The organism is Nocardia sp. CS682 (assembly GCF_004634405.1).
In the GTDB taxonomy this organism is placed as follows: Bacteria; Actinomycetota; Actinomycetes; order Mycobacteriales; family Mycobacteriaceae; genus Nocardia; species Nocardia ninae.
In genome coordinates this window covers 6,767,210-6,782,328 of sequence record NZ_CP029710.1, presented here as the reverse complement: position 1 = coordinate 6,782,328, position 15,119 = coordinate 6,767,210, and the positions used below count along the sequence as shown (strand labels likewise).

13 protein-coding genes, 1 tRNA gene and 1 pseudogene are annotated in these 15,119 nt (G+C 67.6%); 6 read left to right on the top strand and 9 right to left on the bottom strand.

Annotated features, from left to right (window positions below):
• The first annotated feature begins 22 nt into the window (after positions 1 to 22).
• Positions 23 to 490 (top strand): hypothetical protein, encoded by a 468-nt coding sequence (locus DMB37_RS30500; RefSeq protein WP_135235618.1) that lies wholly within the window; start codon positions 23 to 25, stop codon positions 488 to 490.
• A 464-nt stretch (positions 491 to 954) separates the two neighbouring features.
• Here DMB37_RS30500 and DMB37_RS30495 read toward each other — a convergent pair.
• From DMB37_RS30495 to DMB37_RS30485, 3 genes and pseudogenes are all read right to left on the bottom strand, one after another.
• A pseudogene (locus DMB37_RS30495) lies at positions 955 to 1,202 on the bottom strand (RNase H family protein); the annotation flags it as partial.
• A 305-nt stretch (positions 1,203 to 1,507) separates the two neighbouring features.
• A tRNA-Asn gene (locus DMB37_RS30490) sits at positions 1,508 to 1,580 on the bottom strand.
• A 20-nt stretch (positions 1,581 to 1,600) separates the two neighbouring features.
• On the bottom strand, positions 1,601 to 2,554 hold the full coding sequence (locus DMB37_RS30485) for an endonuclease/exonuclease/phosphatase family protein (protein WP_135235617.1): 954 nt from the start codon (positions 2,552 to 2,554) through the stop codon (positions 1,601 to 1,603).
• A gap of 180 nt (positions 2,555 to 2,734) precedes the next feature.
• Here DMB37_RS30485 and DMB37_RS40735 point away from each other — a divergent pair, with 180 nt between their 5' ends.
• Positions 2,735 to 2,875 carry a hypothetical protein gene (locus DMB37_RS40735; protein WP_167768984.1) on the top strand — a complete coding sequence of 47 codons (141 nt, stop codon included), beginning with the start codon at positions 2,735 to 2,737 and terminating at the stop codon, positions 2,873 to 2,875.
• 94 nt (positions 2,876 to 2,969) lie between these two features.
• Entirely contained in the window at positions 2,970 to 3,215 is a 246-nt protein-coding gene (locus DMB37_RS30480) for a hypothetical protein (RefSeq protein ID WP_135235616.1), read from the top strand.
• A gap of 159 nt (positions 3,216 to 3,374) precedes the next feature.
• On the opposite strand, the gene dnaG is transcribed toward DMB37_RS30480, so the two are convergent.
• The 4 genes from dnaG to DMB37_RS30460 form a co-directional block, all read right to left on the bottom strand.
• Positions 3,375 to 5,300: a DNA primase gene (gene dnaG, locus DMB37_RS30475; RefSeq protein ID WP_135235615.1), complete on the bottom strand. Its 1,926-nt coding sequence runs from the start codon at positions 5,298 to 5,300 to the stop codon at positions 3,375 to 3,377.
• 374 nt (positions 5,301 to 5,674) lie between these two features.
• Positions 5,675 to 6,934 carry a deoxyguanosinetriphosphate triphosphohydrolase gene (locus DMB37_RS30470; protein ID WP_135235614.1) on the bottom strand — a complete coding sequence of 420 codons (1,260 nt, stop codon included), beginning with the start codon at positions 6,932 to 6,934 and terminating at the stop codon, positions 5,675 to 5,677.
• Positions 6,934 to 7,614 (bottom strand): YdcF family protein, encoded by a 681-nt coding sequence (locus tag DMB37_RS30465; RefSeq protein ID WP_135235613.1) that lies wholly within the window; start codon positions 7,612 to 7,614, stop codon positions 6,934 to 6,936. Before DMB37_RS30465 ends, DMB37_RS30470 begins: the two co-directional genes overlap by 1 nt.
• Before the next feature lie 63 nt (positions 7,615 to 7,677).
• On the bottom strand, positions 7,678 to 8,406 hold the full coding sequence (locus tag DMB37_RS30460; protein ID WP_135235612.1) for an MBL fold metallo-hydrolase: 729 nt from the start codon (positions 8,404 to 8,406) through the stop codon (positions 7,678 to 7,680).
• A 131-nt stretch (positions 8,407 to 8,537) separates the two neighbouring features.
• Here DMB37_RS30460 and DMB37_RS30455 point away from each other — a divergent pair, with 131 nt between their 5' ends.
• Together DMB37_RS30455 and DMB37_RS30450 are read left to right on the top strand one after the other, a co-directional pair.
• A complete protein-coding gene (locus DMB37_RS30455; RefSeq protein WP_135235611.1) occupies positions 8,538 to 10,517 on the top strand; it encodes a TPM domain-containing protein in 1,980 nt (659 codons plus the stop codon).
• A gap of 45 nt (positions 10,518 to 10,562) precedes the next feature.
• Positions 10,563 to 11,381: a MerR family transcriptional regulator gene (locus tag DMB37_RS30450; RefSeq protein WP_135235610.1), complete on the top strand. Its 819-nt coding sequence runs from the start codon at positions 10,563 to 10,565 to the stop codon at positions 11,379 to 11,381.
• Between the two features lie 26 nt (positions 11,382 to 11,407).
• On the opposite strand, the gene DMB37_RS30445 is transcribed toward DMB37_RS30450, so the two are convergent.
• Together DMB37_RS30445 and DMB37_RS30440 are read right to left on the bottom strand one after the other, a co-directional pair.
• Positions 11,408 to 12,898 carry a molybdopterin-dependent oxidoreductase gene (locus DMB37_RS30445; RefSeq protein ID WP_135235609.1) on the bottom strand — a complete coding sequence of 497 codons (1,491 nt, stop codon included), beginning with the start codon at positions 12,896 to 12,898 and terminating at the stop codon, positions 11,408 to 11,410.
• Positions 12,899 to 13,119: 221 nt separating this feature from the next.
• Positions 13,120 to 14,391: an acyltransferase gene (locus DMB37_RS30440; protein ID WP_240771726.1), complete on the bottom strand. Its 1,272-nt coding sequence runs from the start codon at positions 14,389 to 14,391 to the stop codon at positions 13,120 to 13,122.
• A gap of 62 nt (positions 14,392 to 14,453) precedes the next feature.
• Between DMB37_RS30440 and DMB37_RS30435 the strand changes: the two genes are divergently transcribed.
• Positions 14,454 to 15,062 (top strand): TenA family protein, encoded by a 609-nt coding sequence (locus tag DMB37_RS30435; RefSeq protein WP_135235608.1) that lies wholly within the window; start codon positions 14,454 to 14,456, stop codon positions 15,060 to 15,062.
• Positions 15,063 to 15,119 lie beyond the last annotated feature (57 nt).

The window sequence follows — 15,119 nt, the reverse complement described above, 5'->3', positions numbered from 1 at the left end:
GACTGCCACGAAACGAGTCGCGATGCTCGTCGTCTGCCTCCTACTACTGGGAGCTGTCATCTGGGGCATTGTCGCGTGGTTGACCAGGCCCAATGACGCCGAGCGCTGCTTGAACCAGCTGCACGTGCCCGGCTTCACAAAGGTGACGCAGAAGGCGGATACCGCTGACGCCGGGCCATGGGCAGAGGCGGTATTCGTGGGATCGCCGGTGCCGGACATCAAAGCAATCGTCACGGGGCCCGGACTGCAGCTCCGATTGCCGCGCTCCGCCAAACAGACCACCAGCCCGCCGCCGAGCCAACCTACGGCCATTCTTCCGGTCGAAGAGTGGGTAGCTTATGGAGATGCTGCGAATAACTGCCATGTTTCCATATATAAAGTGCTCGACAATCGTGGTGCTTCATGGAAATTGACCGAGTCACAGACTGCGGGTATGAAAGACGGAACCATGAACGTCTTCAGGTTCCAAGTTACCTGTGGTGATGGATGAGCGCCTGCGAGAAATGGCCTTTCTGGAGAACCTGGCCTACCCAGCGGGATGCGTCGTGGATACGCCCGCCGAGAGTAATGTGGTCATTACCGCTTCTTCCTGACCCACTGCGGCGTGCAACACCACTCGCAAGGTTGCAGTTCTGCGGGGTCTACGGCGTGCCACGCAACCGGAACGATGTCATGCGTCGTCTTTCCCTGCCGCGCGGATGCCGCCTGTCTCTCGAGTAGCCATTGGCATCGAGGGTCATTGTGGTACGCCCGGCCGCCGCGAGTTCTGTAGCCACGGGCCAATACTCCGGTCGGCAACGATCGGCAGTAGTCGCATTGGCCCACCGGTAGTTCGTGACGACACAGATCGTCCTCGGCTATTTCGTTGCTCTGCGCTGGTGGCAGGTTTTCCCTCGCCGGCTCGTCTTCGGCCAAGGCCGTAGCGGGGTCTGGGTCTCATTTCGGCAGTGAGTTCGTCGCACCGAGGACCACATACTTGCTGTCCGATGACACCCGAACAGTCGTCGACCGCGTCAGCGCTTCCAGCGCTCGGATCGCCGCGGTCAGCTCCATGCGATTGTTGGTCGTAGACGGATCGCCACCGTAGATCTCCTTCTCATGGCTCCCATACCGCAGCACCGCACCCCACCCCCAGGTCCCTGGTTGCCCGAGCACGCACCGTCAGTGAATATCTCGACAATTGGCGCGTGGTCGTCCACCATCTCGCGCAACGATACTTCTCCACCGGAGCGGCGCCGACGGATCCGTAGATACAGAGTGAGTTACATACGCCGCAATGTGGCAGTAGCCCGGAGAGCCGCCTACGGACGCCGAGAGCGTTCCCTGAAGCCGTCATCTCGGTGCTGGCGCACGACTACGGCCGCGTCGCAGCGGTTTAACCGGAACAGGGACAGTGATCGTCTCAGGACGTGTGGGCGTCGATATTGGACGATGTACACAAGAGCTTCGAGTCCGGAAACGAGTCAGCCCCTGACCAGGTGAAACACCTGGTCAGGGGCTGCACAGGCTCCCCCATCTGGACTCGAACCAGAAACCTGCCGATTAACAGTCGGCTGCTCTGCCAATTGAGCTATAGGGGACTATCCTCGGTCCGTCTGTGCTAGGCGGGCCGAGGAGAAACTTTAGCGTATGGGCGGGCGGTCGCCCAAATCGCGTCGCTACCTGCTGACATGTGGGGTGGGGTCGAGGGTGGCGGTGGCGGCGCGGTGGTCGCTGCCGGGGGTGTGGCGGACGGTGGCGGCGCGGGGGTGAAGCCGCGGGTGAGGATGTGGTCGGGGCGGGTTAGGGGGAAGTCGGCGGGCCAGGTGAAGCCGAGGCCGCTGCGGACGTCGTGCAGGGCGAGGGTGGAGAGTTCGGGGTCGGTGGAGGCGGTGTTGAGGTCGCCGAGGACGAGGAGTCGGTCGGCGGGGTCGCGGTGGATGAGGTCGGTGAGGGTGCGCAGGGTGCGGTTGCGTGATTCGGTGTCGTTGAAGCGGATGGAGCCTAGGTGGACGGCGTAGACGGTGACGTCGCCGGTGGGGGTTTCGAGGGTGGCGCGTAGGGCGCGGGCCCAGCCTTGGCCTAGGTCGAGGCGTTCGACGTCGGACAGGGGGTAGCGGCTCCACAGGCCGATGGTGCCGACGGTGGCTACGTGGGGGTGGTGTGGGTCCAGGGCCGCTGCTACGGCTGTTCGGTTGCGGTCGGTGAGTTCCTGTACCGAAATCACTGCGGCGTCGGTCAATTCATCCGCTGTGCCGCTCGCACCGAGGTTCTGGGTGGCGACACGCAACGCGTCGGCGGACGGCTCGCCGTGTGGGCGGTCGACGAGTTCGGGGACGAAGAGCACGATCCAAGCCAGGATCGGTGCCAACACGGCGATGAGGCCCGTCTTGGAAGCCGAGCAGAGCGCGACGAGGGCGAGCAGCAGCGTCGGGACGATCGGCCAGGGCAGGAAACTACTGACGAGCTGGCGAAACCCACCGGTCTCGGGTAGTAGTCGAGGGGCCACCAGCAGAGCGGCGAGCAGTGCGGCGGCCGACGCGAGAGTGAGGTCTCGAAAGGTTCCGTGCGGCATACCGGCAACGATGGACGCGGCAGATGAGAGGTTCATGAAACCGGCTCGCGTTCCACCGTTCTCACCTGGAAGTAACGGTACGGCCGCTATCGGGGGCGAGAATGAACACAAAGCGCTGAGCGCGTGGTGAATTGGGAACTCCTTGGCAACCCCGCTGAGCAGAGGAACGAGGTGGCCGTCATGAACGAATTCGCATGCGGCGATTGCTGGCGTCGCGAGAATCTGACCTTCGCACAACTGCTGGATCCGGCGCACATCCGCCGCGGCCAGCGCCAGCTGTGCGACGAGCATCGGGCCAAGCGAGAGGAACTCGCCGCCTGAGCATCTGCCCTCCCAGTCCTAGCCGGATCGACAGGGCCACCGGCCGTCGGGCAGGATAGACCCGCGAACAGGCAACTGGGAGGAGCACATCGAGATGCTGCGGTTGATCATCGGCGTGGCGGCCGGGTATGTACTCGGCAGCAAGGCCGGGCGGGCTCGCTACGAGCAGATCAGCGCGGCGACCCGGGCGCTCTCGGAGAGCCCGGTGACCCGCAAGCTGGTACTCGTCGGCAGGCAGAAGCTGTCGGACAAGCTCAGCACGAAACCGCGGCTGGAACCGATGGAGCCGCTGGACGAGCGCACCACCGTCCTCGTGCCGCAGGATCAGCTGCGCCGTTGACGCGGTGCCGCCCGATCGACTGACACGATCGTCCCCAGCCAGCTCTGCTGCGCGGGTGGCTCGTCGGCGGCTTCCGCTACGCCGACGATGAGCTCGTCGCCGACGCTCGCGCACGACACTATCGAGTAGCAAGAATGTGGCGAAGCGCCAGCGCAGTTCTCAAGCCCCGGTGGCGAAGTCGTCGTGGTTGCCCATCGCCTGCGTCAGCAGACTCTTGCGGTACTGCTCCAACGCCACCAGGTCCCCGAACAGCGCCATGTAGGCGTCCGGCTGCTCGGTGGAGGACACCCGCTGCAACTTCGACTTCAGCTCGGCGATCTGCCGCCCTACCCAGGCCTCCTGCGTGCGCGCCAGCACACCGGCGACGAAACGTGGGATGCCGGCCGCGTTCTTCACCGGCAGCGGCTCGTTGGCCAGTTCGGACAGCAATGCTCGCATGGTCAGATCGTCGGTGCGGTCCGCGATCGCGTTGACCCACTCCGCCCCACCGAGCCCGGCCGAGGTGCCACCCACCTCCGCGATCAGCAGCCGAACCGCCGCATAGGCGGGATGAGTGAAGGCGTCGGCCTCCAGCGAGTCGAACACCGACCCGGCCATCGCCGGATACTGCAGCGCCGCGGCGAGTACCTGCCGTTGCGGCATCAGTGTCGGATCGTTCGGATTGGGCCGTGCCGCAGGGTGTTCGGCGACCACCTCAGGCTGCCGTGCGGGCGGCGCCTGCCGTCCACCGGTGCTGCCGCCGCCCGTGCGATTGCGCTTGGCTTCGTCGCCGACCCGGCGGACCACGGTCTGGATGTCGTCCCAGCCGACCCACCCGGCCAGCTTCGTCGCGTACGCCTTGCGCAACGCGTTGTCCTTGATCTGCGCGACCACCGGAATCGCCCGGCGCAACGCCTCCACCTGGCCCTCGGCGGTGTCCAGGTTGTGGTCGGCGAGCAGCCCGCGAATCACGAACTCGTACAACGGGGTACGCCGCGCCACCAGATCGCGGACGGCACCGTCACCGGATTGCTGACGTAGCTCGCACGGATCCTGGCCGTCGGGCGCCACCGCGATGTAGGTCTGCCCGGCCAGCTTCTGGTCGCCCGCAAAGGCTTTCAGCGCCGCCGCCTGGCCCGCCGCGTCGCCGTCGAAGGTGTAGATGATCTCGCCGCGCCAGAAGTTGTCGTCGAGCAGCAGCCTGCGCAGCAGCGCGAGGTGCTCGTCACCGAAGGCGGTACCGCAGGAGGCGACGGCGGTTTTCACCCCGGCCAGGTGCATGGCCATCACGTCGGTGTAGCCCTCGACCACGACGGCCTGGTGGCCCTTGGCGATGTCGCGCTTGGCGAGGTCGAGGCCGAACAGCACCTGGGACTTCTTGTACAGGATCGTTTCCGGGGTGTTGATGTACTTGCCCGGCATGGTGTCGTCGTCGAAGAGCTTGCGCGCGCCGAACCCGATGACGTCGCCGCCGAGGTTGCGGATCGGCCAGAGCAGCCGACGGTGGAACCGGTCGATCGGGCCGCGCTGGCCCTGCCTCGACAGGCCGGCGCCCTCCAGCTCCTTGAACTCGAAACCCTTGCGCAGCAGATGTTTGGTCAGCGTGTCCCAGCCCGCGGGCGCGTAACCACAGCCGAACTGCTGGGCCGCGGCGGCATCGAAATTGCGGTCGGTGAGGAACTTGCGCGCCGTCTCCGCTTCCGGCTCGCGCAGCTGGGCCATGTAGAACTCGTGCGCGGCGGCGTTGGCGGCGACCAACCGGGAACGGGTGCCCCGGTCGCGCTGCACCGAGGTGCCGCCACCCTCGTAGTTGATCTGGTAGCCGACCCGGTCGGCCATCTGCTCGACCGCTTCGACGAAGCCGACATGGTCGATCTTCTGCAGGAACGCGAAGACGTCACCGCCCTCACCGCAGCCGAAGCAGTGGAAGAGGCCATGATTGGGGCGCACATGAAACGACGGCGACTTCTCGTCGTGGAACGGGCACAACCCCTTCATGGAGTCCGCGCCCGCGCGCTTCAGCGCGACGTATTCCCCCACAATGTCTTCGATGCGGACGCGGTCACGTATCGCCGCGATATCGCGATCTGGGAGTCGTCCGGCCACGGCAGTGAGCGTACCCGCCGAGGGGTGCCTTCTTCACCCTTGGCTCCGGCTCGACCGGCGCTGCGACGACGCGACCTGGCAGAAGGCGGCAGTAGCACCCGAACTGGACCGACGCGGCGGCGCGAGTCCTGCACTCCGGCCGAGCGCCAGGTCATGCTCGTCACACCGACCGAGGCAGGACAGGCGGCGCGCTCGCCACGACGCAGTGACTGAGGACACCAGGCGCGTCTCGAAGAACCGCGCCCTCTCCTGCGAGGCGCATCACCCTCATCACACTGACCGATGGCACCGATCGCTAACGGGGACGCGCGCCGCGAGCACCGGATCGTGAGCGCCACCCGCTCCAGCCTGCTCTCCGTAACTGATGACGCCGATCACTGACGCAGCGACGCCGCCACCCGCTCCAGCCTGCTCTCCGTGTACGACGCGATCTGGTCCACGATCACCCGAACCCGCGCGGTGTCATCAGCGGCAGCCTCCCACCACGGCAGCAACAGCGGTTCGAGACTGCGTGGCGCTTCGGCGAGCAACCGCTCGGCGACCGCGTGGATGCGCTCGCGCTGCGCCTCCTGGCGAAGTCTGTGATCAGGATCGGACATGACATAGCGAAGCGCGACGGTTTTCAACACGGCCACCTCGGCGGCAACCACCTGCGGAACTTCGAGATCGGCACCGTACCGCGAGAGTGCGGCGCGACCAGCGGTCTCCCGAGTGGCAGAGATGGCAGCGGTGGCGAACCGGCCGACCAATTCGCTGGTGAGTCGTTTGAGCGCAACCGAACTGGCGAGCGTGCCGTCGTAGTCGGTAACCGCAGCGACGACCGGTAGCTCGGAAAGCCGCTGCGCCGCCGCGACGAGTTCGTCCGCCGACAGCGAGTAGTGCTTGTGCCTGCCGAGGCTGGCCAGCGCCTCCTGCTCGATCGGGTCGGCCAGCGCGCGCAGGTCGATACGGCCCGCGATCACACCGTCCTCGACGTCGTGCACGGAATACGCGACGTCGTCGGACCAGTCCATGATCTGGCATTCCAGGCTGCGGCGGCGATCGGGCGCGCCTTTACGTATCCAGTCCAGACGGTCGGTGTCGATGTCGTAGGCGCCGAATTTGGTGCCGGGACCTGTTCTGCCCCATGGGTATTTGAGCGCGGCATCAAGGGCGGCGCGAGTTAGGTTGAGGCCGGCGCTCGCCCCGTCGGCGTCGAGCACCTTGGGCTCGAGACGGGTGAGAATGCGCAGGTTCTGCGCGTTGCCTTCGAAACCACCATGCGCGTCGGCGAAGACATCCAGGGCTTTTTCGCCGTTGTGCCCATACGGCGGGTGGCCGATGTCGTGAGCCAGCCCGGCCAGATCAACCAGATCGGGATCACACCCGAGACCGTCGGCGATGCTGCGGCCGATCTGGGCCACCTCGATCGAATGGGTGAGCCGGGTACGCGGGGTGTCACCGTCACGCGGACCCATGACCTGAGTCTTGTCGGCGAGGCGACGCAAGGCCGCCGAGTGCAGCACTCTGGCCCGGTCCCGCGCGAACTCGGTGCGATGACCGGTCTCGAATTCACTGCGCGGCGGGCCGAGTCCCGCGGTTTTCGCGCGCTCGACGACCAGCCGTTCGCAATCGTGCTCGGTGTAACCGTCCACTACTGCCCTGCCGTATATCGGAAGTCCGCCGCGAAATGGGTGAGCTGGTACCAGAGCAAAGCGCCTGTCTCCCTGGCGATTCCGTGCGCCTGCGACTCACGGGTGTACACCGCGGGCCCGGTCCTGGTCGGCGCGGTCCACGCATCCAAGCCCTCGTCGCGGGCCATGGTGCGGGTGCGCAGCGAGTGCCACGGATCGCTCACCAGCACCGCGGAATCCATGTCGCGGGCCTGCATGGCCGTCGCGACCGCCTCGACGCTGCGCAAGGTGTCCGACCCGGTCTCGACCGCCAAGATCTTGTCGCTCGGCACGCCCCGCGATTGCAGATAGTTCTTGCCAGACGCCGCCTCGGTGTACAGATCGCCCTCCTGCTTACCGCCCACGGTGATCACCCGCGGCGCCACGCCGAGCCGGAACAGCCGATAAGCCTGATCGAGTCGCGCCTCGAACACCGAGGAGGGAGTGCCGGAGTATTGCGCGGCGCCGAGCACCACGATGGCGTCGGCCGTCGCGTAGTCATCGATGCGGGCCACCTGCCACACCCGGAACGCCGTCCCGCCGACCAGCACCAGCCCCATCAACACCGACCCGACGATCAGCCGCCGAACCCACCGCAACACCCCCGCGCCTTTGCTTCGCGGCAGCACGGGGTCGGGCACCGAATCGGCTCGAGCGCGCATCGTTGGCGAATCCACTCCCCAAGTCTGCCAGTCCGTGTGCTTCGCCCGCGTTTTTCGCCGGATCTACCAGCCGCGTTCCCGCCACTCGGACAGGTGCGGGCGCTCGGTGCCGAGGGTGGTGTCGTCGCCGTGGCCTGGATAGACGACGGTGTCGTCGGGGTAGCGGGCGAAGAGTTTGGTGGTGACGTCGTGGTAGAGGCTGTCGAAGTCGGCCGGACCGCTGGTACGGCCGAGTCCGCCGGGGAACAGCGAATCGCCGGTGAACAGGTGGACCTGGCCGGCGCCGTCGGTGAGGGCGAGGGTCACCGAGCCCGGTGTGTGCCCGCGCAGGTGGATGACCTCGAAGGTGAGATCGCCGACGGCGAGGTGATCGCCGTCGGCCAGTAGCCGGTCGGGGCGGACCGGGAGCGGGCCGGCGTCGAGTCGATGGGCGGCGGTGGGGGCGCCGGTCGCGGCCGTCGTCTGCTGCAGCGCCTGCCAGTGGTCCGGATGCTGATGCGTCGTCACGATCAGGGCGATCTGGCCGGGCGCGACGTGGTCGATGAGCTCCTCGACCCGCTCGGGATCGTTCGCGGCATCGATGAGCAGCGCGGCACCGGAGGCCGTGCACTGCACCACATAACAGTTGTTGTCCATGCCGCCGACGGACATCTTGACGATGCGGGCACCCGGCACGTCCCGCTGCTGCGGATCGGCACCCGGCGACACATGGCCGGTATACGGGCGATCGATGGTGATCACATCGTCGATGCTATCGACCGCCCCCGCCCTCCGCGAGCTCCGAGTCTTCATGACCAACGGCACACGGCTGTGGCATTTCGCGAGCAGAGCTCGCCACCATGTTGATCATGAGCCCAGCCGGAACTTCCGGTTGTAGCGTTTACCAGCGGCCCAACGACCAGGCCACGCGATAGATTCGTGCCATGCCGCTTCCGAATCGTGTTGCCCGCTGGACCTCCCGGATGGTGCTCGGCGTGCTACTCGCCGGGACCGTGCTGCTGGGTGCACCGACGGGGTCGGCCGAGGCACCGCTGCGCATGGACACCTACGTCGTCGACTCGGCGCAGGCGCTGAACGGCGGGCAGCTCGATCGGGTGCAGTCGGCGGTCAACGAGCTGTATGCCGATCAGCAAATCCGGCTGTGGGTGGTTTACGTGCGCGATTTCGGCGGACTCGGGCCGGAGGCGTGGGCGCAGCGCACGGCCGCGGAGTCCGGGTTCGGCAACCGCGATCTGCTGCTCGCGGTCGCCACCAAGGATCGCGCGTACTGGTTCTACGGGGAATTGCCCAGTGGCGTCAGTGATTCCGAGTTGAACAGCATGCTGACGCGCCAGGTGGAGCCCGCGCTGCGCGACGGCCGGTGGGCCGATGCGGGCGTCGAGACGGCGGACGGACTGAAGACAGCCAGACAGGGTGGCGGCGTGCACGTCGGCTTCCTGCTCGTCATCGCCGCGCTGCTGGTGGTCGTGGTGGGCGGGCTGGTGTTGTTCTCCCGCAAGCGACGTCGTGACCGAGCGAAGGGTGAACTCGCGGCCGCGCGGCAGGTGGACCCCGATGACACCACCGCACTCGCCGCACTCCCACTGGAGGCACTGCACGCACGTTCGCGGGAGGCACTCGTCGAGATCGATAACGCGATCCGCACCAGCGCCGAGGAGCTGGAGCTGGCGACCGGCGAGTTCGGCGCCACCGCCGCCCTCCCCTTCCAGACCGCCCTCGATCACGCGAAAGCCGCAGCCGCCAAAGCCTTCTCGATCCGGCAGCGGTTGGACGACGACATCCCGGAGACCCCGGATGAACAGCGCACGCTCCTGGTCGACCTGATCGGCACCGTCGGGCGCGCCGATCGCGAACTCGACTCGCAGGTCGCCGAGTTCGACGCCATGCGCAACCTGCTGATCAATGCCGCCGACCGATTGGACGGGCTGACAAGGGATCTGGTCGAGCTGAAGAGCCGCGTGCCCGCCGCCGAGGCGGAATTATCCCGGCTCACCGCCGCGCACCCGGCCAGCGTCCTCGCCCCGATCCACGACAACGCGATCATGGCGGGCGAACGAATCACCTTCGCAGAGCAGAACATCGACGCGGGCCGCGCGGCGCTCACCCAGCCGGTGGGCAAGCAGGGTGGCGCGGTCGCCGCGATCCGCTCGGCGGAGGCGGCGGTCGGTCAGGCCCGCACCTTACTCGACGGCATCGACAACGCGGCCGCCAACATCCAGCAGGCTCGCGACGGACTGCCCGCGGTGCTGGACGAGCTGCGCCGCGATATCGCCTCCGCCACCGAGCTTTCCGGCTACGGCGGGGCGGACCTGGCCGCCGCGACGGCCAGTGCGCAGACCACGTTGGACGAGGCCGAGGCCACCGCGACCGCCAACCCGCTCGACGCCTTCCACGACGCGGTCGCCGCCGACGGCGAGCTGGACCGCGCCATCGCGGCGGCCACCGACCGCAAACTCGCCGCCGAGGACCTCCGGCGCAGGCTCGACCAGGCGCTCACCGCGGCCGGCGCCAGGGTGAGCGCCGCCTCGGACTACATCACCACCCGGCGCGGCGGCATCGACGCCGAGGCCCGCACCCGACTGTCCGAGGCGCAACGCAATCTCGATGCGGCACACCAGCTCAGCACGACCGATCCCGCGCGGGCCCTGACCAGCGCCCAGGCCGCCGCCGACCTGGGCGGACGCGCATTGCAGGCCGCCCAGGCCAGCGTGCAAGCCTGGGAAACGCGCCAGCCGATGTCGGGTTCCTCGCATGCCGGCGCGGTGCTCGGCGGCATCCTCATCGACGGACTGCTGCGCGGCGCGGCGAGCGGTGGCCGCCGATCCGGTTCGAGTGGCTGGAGCACGGGCTCCTACGGCGGCTCGTCGGGCTCGCGGCGGATCAGCCAGGGCGGCCGGTTCTGACCGCTTGACCCTGACACCGTGTGAGGTCATAGACCAGGAGTCGTTATGTTCACCATCGGAGACTTCGCCAGGCACGGACAGGTGTCGGTACGCATGCTGCGCCACTACGACGCGATCGGGCTGCTGCGCCCGGATCGGGTCGACGAGCACAACGGCTACCGCTTCTACTCCGGCGGACAGCTGGCCCGGCTCAATCGCCTTGTCGCGCTGAAGGATCTCGGCTTCACGCTGGAACAGGTCGGCCAGATCCTGGACGATCAGGTGAGCGGCGCGGAACTGCGCGGCATGCTCACGCTGCGCCGCGCCGAGCTCGAGCAGCGCATCGCGGGCGATCGCGCCAGACTCTTCCAGGTCGAGACGAGGCTCCGCGTCATCGAGAAAGAGGGCGTCATGCCTGTTCATGATGTGATGATCAAATCCCTGCCTGCGGTTCGGGTTGCCGAATTGTCCGCTGTCGCCGACGATTTCGAGCCCAGCTCGATCGGGCCGGTGATCGGGCCGCTGTTCGAGGACATCTGCGCGCGGCTGGAGAAAGCCGGTGTGCCGATCGTCGGATGCGGGATCGCGTACTACGAGCACCGCGACGACGGCAAGGTGCTCGCGCACGCCGCGATGCCGGTCGACATCGACCCCGACGGAGCGCACGATTTCACCGTCGTCGATCTGCCCGCCGTCCCGCAGGCCGCCACGGTCGTCCATCGCGGCAACATGACCGAGGTGCTGGAACCGTGGCAGACGCTGGGGCGCTGGGTCGAGGACAACGGCTATCGACTCAGCGGGCCCAGCCGCGAGGTGACGCTGGTCTACACCGAAGACCCGAGCGGCTGGGTCACCGAACTACAGGAACCCATCGTCGCGAAGTAGACAACACGTATTACCTCGGTTGTTGCTCAGACTCGAACAGTGACCGTATGGAACCCCGACGGACCGGTGGGGAACGGCGGGCGATGACGCCCCTCCTGGACCTCGCCGGAACGGCTGATCGTCCTGGCCTGCACGCGGTGCTCACCCGGCGGTAGTTCCACCGTGGTGCGCCAGCGCCGCCAGGCGGCCGGAGCGAGCTCGGTGCCGAGATCGGCTGGGCGCCAATCACCTTCGCCGACCCGCACCTCCACCCCGGCGACACCGTGCGGCGGCGCCCAGGCGACCCCGGCCACAGTGGTGGTACCCGCGGCGGACCGGCCCGGTGCGGCCACGTCGATGCGGGCCTGCGGCGTGACCCACAACGGGCCGGACGGCCAGCCGCGCCGCCACCAGTAGTCGACGTGGTTGTCGTCGGTAAGTTCCAGTTCGCCAAGCCATTTCGCGCCGGTGTACTGGCCGTAGAGGCCGGGGACGAAGACGCGTGCCGGGAAACCGTGTGCCGGGGTGAGTGGTTCACCGTTCATGCCGATCACCACATAACCGGGCCATTCCCCGGAACGCAGCGGCTCGATCGGCAGCGAGATCGAGTAACCGTCCACTGCTCTGGTGACCAGCCGGGTCGCATCGGACTCCGGGATGGCATGCTTCAGCAGATCGGACAGCGGCACCCCGTACCAGCGCCCGTTGGCCGCGCGGCCCTCCCCGGCATGGTTGTGCACGCACACCATGACGGCGTCGAATTCGACCGCGTCCTCGGCCAATTCGGGCAACGACAACCGCAGCGGGTGCGCCACTTTGCCTTTGACCGACAACCGCCAGTGGCTCGGATCGATGCGCGGCGCACGCAGATTCACGTCGGCGACATACATTCGGCGCGCGGCGGTGACCAGTGGCGACAATCCGGGCTCGTCTTCCAGACCGTCCTGCGGCACCACTCCCAGCGCGCCCATCGGGCCGATACGGCGAATCTCGTTGTCGTGCTTACGGTCCAGATCGTGCTGCAAGGTGTGCGCGGCCGCGAACATTCCGGCGCCGGTCGCCGCCCAGGCCAGCGTGCCGAGCACGCCGCGCGGTCGCCTGCGCAGACCGGCGGCGAGCACTCCGGTAGCCGCCACCGCACCGGCAACGGCGGACGTCGAACGCGTCGGCAACCGCATGGCCAACGCGCCCGCACCCACGCCGAGCGCAGTGGCCGCGGGTGTCCGCAACCGTTCGGGCAAGGCACCGAGCCCGACGACGGCCGCGATCACCCCCGCACCGATACCGGACCGGGTGATGATCTTGTCGTGCCTACCGGACATCGCCACCGTGGTCTCGACGACCGGTACCGGAGCGACATCGATGGCCGCCCGCCCCAGCGTGTCGATCAGCGAGCCGCCCCTGGTCGCCGCGATCGCCTCACCGACCCCCAGCGCCGCCACTCCCACCGCGGCCGCCGCCACCCGTCCGCCGCGTTTCCGGTCTCCGTTTGTCACCACCGCCGGCACACCCGCTTCCGCCTCATCGTCCGCTGTCACCCAGCATTCTGCCCGACCAACGCCATCGGCCAGCCGGTTTGCCCACAGCCCGGCCAGGTGGACGCGCGACACACGGCCGCCAACCAGCTGGATTCGCTTGCGGCTGTAGTCGACCAACCCGAACCCTTGTGCCGATGTGATTGCTCAGACTCGATCCAGACAACGGCTTCTTCGACGGTGTAAGCGGCGGCACGCCCTGCCCACCAGCTACGAGTACCGACTCACTCCACGATCGTCTCGGCCGCCAACGCGGTCAGTTCTTTGCGTACCGCCGCGAGCAGCCGGTCGGCGTCGATGCCGCCACCGAGCAGGCCGACGGCCAGGCGTCCGTGGAAGGTGTAGACGAGGAAGGTGACCGCGGCGGATGCGCCGGTCGAGGGACGAGGGTGTGCGGAGAGGTAGACGATTTCGTAGTCGGTGAATATGAGACCCGCGGGTGTTCGGAAACGCGGTACGGCACCGGTGTTGGTGATCGCGACATGACCGGCGAGGGAGTGAATTCGGCTGGGGCCGAAGAAGTCGGGAAAGTGCAGCACCGACTGTTGCACGACGCCTTCGGCCAGGTCGTCGCGGAGCCGTGTCGAAACCCGCTGGGCCAGTTCGAGAACGCTGCCCGAGAGGTCGATATCGGCGGCGAAGGACGCGAGCCCGGCCATGTTGGTGCCCTCGGCAGGCGCCACCCGCGGATCGAGTCGCGGGCGCATGTCCACCGGATACAAACACCCCAATGACACCGAACCACTTGCGGCGTCGGCGCTTTCGGACGCATACGCGCGCAGCAACGCGGCGGTGATCAACCCGTTGACGCTGACGCCCCGTTGATGGCCGAGCCCGACGATCCGCGCCGTCATCGCCTCATCCAGCAGAGCACGCGACGGCCTGGCAAGCGAAGCAGGTGCCCGTTCGTCAGCCGGGACAGCCTGAGTTTGCGGCGGTAGCGGCCGCGTCACATCCTCGAAGCCGGTCACCTCTCCGGCAGCGATGCCACGTTGCGCCACATGCCATTCCAACGATTGCGGATAGTCCTGTGGCACCACACTTATCGGCGTGGATTCGACGATGTCGGTGTAGAAGCCCCAGAACCGCGACAACAGTTCGACGCAATGCCCAGCGTCCGCGATGCTGTGGTGCGCATACAGCGTCACCCGCCACCGATCGTCACCGGACACCACCGCATCCAGATAGGCCAGCTGCGTCGCCGGGTCCGCGGCAGTAGCGGGCAAACCCACGGCCTGCACATCACCCTCGACCACCGACGCCTCGACGTGCGAATCCCCCGGGCGCAGTAGATAACCCGCCCCTGCCTCGTCCTCCACGATCCGGCAGAGCACCACCGGATACGCCAGCTGTAATGCGGCGAAAGCCTCTGTCAACGCCGCCGCATCGAGCTTCCCCGTCACCGACACCGACCGGCCCGTGTAGGTGCCGTGCCGAACAAACCGCTGTTCCGACGGTGCCAACACGCGCACCACCGCATCCTCATCCCGCAACACCTCGCAAGCGTGCGGCAACACCGGCGGACGCGCAAACCGCGGGATGCGCCAGACTGGCAGGCATGAGTCTCGCCGCGCATCTGGAAGAACTCGGCCGCCCCCTGGTCGAGCATCAGCTCGACCACCCCACGGTGGCGGGCATCGCCGAGGGCAACCTGCCCGAGCCGATCTTCCGCTCCTGGCTGGAGCAGGACTACCTCTTCCTGCTCGACTATGTTCGCGTCTTCAGCCGCCTGGCCTGGCAGGCTCCCGCGGCCCATCTCGGCGATCTGGTGGATCTGGCGCACGCCACCTACCACGACGAACTCGCACTACACCGCTCGCTGGCCGCGGAGTTCGGCGCCGACCTGGGCGGTGCCGCCAAAGGCGCTGCCTGCCAGGCCTATACGACATTCCTGCTCGACTCGGCCGCCGACTACGCCGAGGGTCTCGCCGCCCTGTACCCGTGCATGTGGGGCTACTCCACCCTGGGTGCCCGCCTCGCCGAGAACCCACCCGCCGAACCGCGCTACCGCCGCTGGGTCGACACCTACGCCGACCCCGGCTTCGCCGCCCTCACCCGCCGCTGCGCTCAGATGATCGACGAAGCGGGCGCTGACCCCGCCAGGGCCGAGCAGCTGTTCTTGGAGGGCATGCGCCACGAACTCGCTTTCTGGGACGTTCCCGCCTGAGCCTGTGCGAGATCAGCCGCGCGGCTGACCGCCTATGCCACACCGTTGGTTCGTCGC

Excerpts from the sequence above, each read along its gene's own strand:
- DMB37_RS30500 (WP_135235618.1), top strand. The coding sequence starts at position 23 with ATGCTCGTCGTCTGCCTCCTACTACTGGGAGCTGTCATCTGGGGCATT.
- DMB37_RS30485 (WP_135235617.1), bottom strand. The coding sequence starts at position 2,554 with ATGCCGCACGGAACCTTTCGAGACCTCACTCTCGCGTCGGCCGCCGCA.
- DMB37_RS40735 (WP_167768984.1), top strand. The coding sequence starts at position 2,735 with ATGAACGAATTCGCATGCGGCGATTGCTGGCGTCGCGAGAATCTGACC.
- DMB37_RS30480 (WP_135235616.1), top strand. The coding sequence starts at position 2,970 with ATGCTGCGGTTGATCATCGGCGTGGCGGCCGGGTATGTACTCGGCAGC.
- DMB37_RS30465 (WP_135235613.1), bottom strand. The coding sequence starts at position 7,614 with ATGCGCGCTCGAGCCGATTCGGTGCCCGACCCCGTGCTGCCGCGAAGC.
- DMB37_RS30460 (WP_135235612.1), bottom strand. The coding sequence starts at position 8,406 with ATGAAGACTCGGAGCTCGCGGAGGGCGGGGGCGGTCGATAGCATCGAC.
- DMB37_RS30455 (WP_135235611.1), top strand. The coding sequence starts at position 8,538 with ATGCCGCTTCCGAATCGTGTTGCCCGCTGGACCTCCCGGATGGTGCTC.
- DMB37_RS30450 (WP_135235610.1), top strand. The coding sequence starts at position 10,563 with ATGTTCACCATCGGAGACTTCGCCAGGCACGGACAGGTGTCGGTACGC.
- DMB37_RS30435 (WP_135235608.1), top strand. The coding sequence starts at position 14,454 with ATGAGTCTCGCCGCGCATCTGGAAGAACTCGGCCGCCCCCTGGTCGAG.